This is a genomic window from Maribacter sp., assembly GCF_039968975.1.
In the GTDB taxonomy this organism is placed as follows: domain Bacteria; phylum Bacteroidota; class Bacteroidia; order Flavobacteriales; family Flavobacteriaceae; genus Maribacter.
This window is the reverse complement of record NZ_JBDVOT010000166.1, coordinates 1-2,312: the sequence shown is the minus strand read 5'-3', so window position 1 is coordinate 2,312 and position 2,312 is coordinate 1. Positions and strand designations below refer to the sequence as shown.

Sequence of the window (2,312 nt, the reverse complement as noted above, 5' to 3'; positions counted from 1 at the left end):
GGCAATTTCAAATTTTTCCCAATCATCACCAAATACATCAATACACATTAAGCCGATAGCGGTTTCTTTCTCTTTCTTGATTTTAGACGGTTTCATTATAACATACCAGCCCATTACCTCTGCGTAAAATGCTACTGCTTTCTCTAAATCTGGAACCGTAATACCTATATGCGAAAATGATTTTGGGTACTCTTTATTTGTATTCATAGTTTTAATTTTAATGCAAAATAAATCTATATTTGCCTTATTGACAATAACTTACCTAAAAGTGCTATAGTTACCCAAAAGAGTTAATTACTGATTAATAGTTAGTTATATTTCATATGAGTTCAAAAAATTATTGCCCATTAGACCATACCATGAATTTAATTGGTACAAAATGGAAACCAATTGTACTTTTTCATCTTTTAGACGGTGCGTTACGGTCAGGCGTACTTCAGAAAAAAGTACCAGGTATATCAAACAAAATGTTTACCCAAACCGTAAGAGAATTAGAAAAAGACGGATTAATAACTAGAGAGGTTTTTCCTGTAGTACCTCCAAAAGTAGAATATGCCTTAAGTAAGCGTGGCAAATCGCTTGAAAATATTCTGTTGAGTTTAGATTCATGGGGAGCAAAAGACACCTCTAATAATCTAGTTTAAAACTAATTAACTTATAGTTAACACAACAAAATTTAGAATTATGGGTTTTATTAAAAAAATATCGGTTTGATTAAAAACAAGAAACCTACTAAAGTCTATTCACAAGAAGTAATTGATACGCAGCATGTATTTACTAAAGATGATACCGTTTATTTAAAGAACAGCGCTTCATATGAAAGTAAAGATGATTGGACTCCTATACAATTTAAGTGGGTTTCAGTAGATAAGTTTCAAGACAACTTAGAACTTGAATAACCCATTAAACCTATTTACATTTGAGTAACCTGTTACTCTCTTATATGTCCCATAAAATAATTGAAATAATTTCTCAGCAAACCTTACCAATTAGACATCAGGTAATGTGGCCTAATAAGCCTTTAGATTTTGTAAAGCTTATTAATGACGATAATGGTCTACATTACGGACTTATATTAAATAACGAAATAATTTCAGTGATTTCTTTATTTATTGATGACGGAGAAGCTCAGTTTAGAAAGTTTGCTACACTAACAAATCACCAAGGAAAAGGGTATGGCTCTCTTCTACTAAATGAGATCATACAAGTTGCCATTAAAAAATCTGTCTCTAAAATTTGGTGTAATGCCAGAGTAAGTAAATTGAAATATTATAAAAAATTCCAGATGATGCCCACTGACCACACGTTTGTGAAAGGAGGAATAGATTATGTCATCATGGAACGAATATTTTAATACCCATTTCTGAAAATTTTAGACTGTTTTTTAACTTATTGATAATAATATCAAGTATTTAAGATGCCAAGTAGTAATCTCCTGTAATACATTAAATATTATATTATTTTAGAACGATAGTTTTCTTATCATTAATATTTAAACAGCACTTATGCAAATCTTTAGCACGCTTATAAAAGCATATTCAATTCTGTTACTATTCAATTTAAGCTTATCCGCTCAAGAAAAACCCAACCAAATGAAAGCAGTTGAAAAACAAGAAATTGCATTTTTGCTATTCGACAATTATGAAACCCTTGATGTTTTTGGACCCGCTGAAATATTTGGAAGATTAACAGATCTATATACTTTAAAATTCTATTCAATGGATGGTGGTATAGTTACCAATAGACACCAAGTACCAATCATGACAGAAAAGTTAGCAGATATAAACAAAGAGCCATTTGCCTTCTTGATTCCTGGTGGCTTGGGGACAAGAGTGGAAGTCGAAAATGATGAATTAATAACATCTATTAAAAATATTAGTCTTTCAAGCACATATGTAATGACCGTATGTACAGGAAGCGCACTTTTAGCAAAATCAGGGCTTTTAGACAAAAGACAAGCCAACTCTAACAAACGTGCATTTGCATGGGTCGTTACCAATGGACCCGATGTAGAATGGGACAAGCAAGCTCGTTGGAAGGTAGACGAAAACTACTATACATCTTCTGGTGTAAGTGCCGGCATGGATATGGCTTTAGGATTTTTAGCCGACCGACACGGTTTAGAATTCGCCAGAAATGTTGCCTGGGAAATAGAATACAACTGGGTAGAAGATAAAGATAATGATACGTTTACTGCAAAATGATAAACTTCATCAATATCAAAAACATATCATTATAACGCATATAATCTACTTCTTTCTTTTCATTAATTCAGCCTCAATATCTTTTAGAGTAAACCCTTTTGCTTGTAG

At 32.2% G+C, this 2,312-nt stretch carries 5 protein-coding genes; 4 read left to right on the top strand and 1 reads right to left on the bottom strand.

The window, feature by feature from the left end; genetic code table 11:
• Positions 1-207 (bottom strand): VOC family protein (locus ABJI11_RS11195; protein ID WP_348352152.1); only part of this gene is annotated, 207 nt, incomplete at its 3' end.
• Between the two features lie 116 nt (positions 208-323).
• Here ABJI11_RS11195 and ABJI11_RS11190 point away from each other — a divergent pair.
• From ABJI11_RS11190 to ABJI11_RS11175, 4 genes are all read left to right on the top strand, one after another.
• Positions 324-644 carry a helix-turn-helix domain-containing protein gene (locus ABJI11_RS11190; protein ID WP_348352150.1) on the top strand — a complete coding sequence of 107 codons (321 nt, stop codon included), beginning with the start codon at positions 324-326 and terminating at the stop codon, positions 642-644.
• Between the two features lie 66 nt (positions 645-710).
• The gene (locus tag ABJI11_RS11185; RefSeq protein WP_348352148.1) at positions 711-899 is read left to right on the top strand and encodes a hypothetical protein; all 189 of its coding nucleotides are present in this window, start codon (positions 711-713) and stop codon (positions 897-899) included.
• A 44-nt stretch (positions 900-943) separates the two neighbouring features.
• A complete protein-coding gene (locus ABJI11_RS11180) occupies positions 944-1,354 on the top strand; it encodes a GNAT family N-acetyltransferase (protein WP_348352146.1) in 411 nt (136 codons plus the stop codon).
• Between the two features lie 151 nt (positions 1,355-1,505).
• Positions 1,506-2,204, top strand: a complete 699-nt coding sequence (locus tag ABJI11_RS11175; protein WP_348352144.1) for a DJ-1/PfpI family protein — start codon at positions 1,506-1,508, stop codon at positions 2,202-2,204.
• The last annotated feature ends 108 nt before the right edge of the window (positions 2,205-2,312 follow it).

Excerpts from the sequence above, each read along its gene's own strand:
- ABJI11_RS11180 (WP_348352146.1), top strand. The coding sequence starts at position 944 with ATGTCCCATAAAATAATTGAAATAATTTCTCAGCAAACCTTACCAATT.
- ABJI11_RS11190 (WP_348352150.1), top strand. The coding sequence starts at position 324 with ATGAGTTCAAAAAATTATTGCCCATTAGACCATACCATGAATTTAATT.
- ABJI11_RS11175 (WP_348352144.1), top strand. The coding sequence starts at position 1,506 with ATGCAAATCTTTAGCACGCTTATAAAAGCATATTCAATTCTGTTACTA.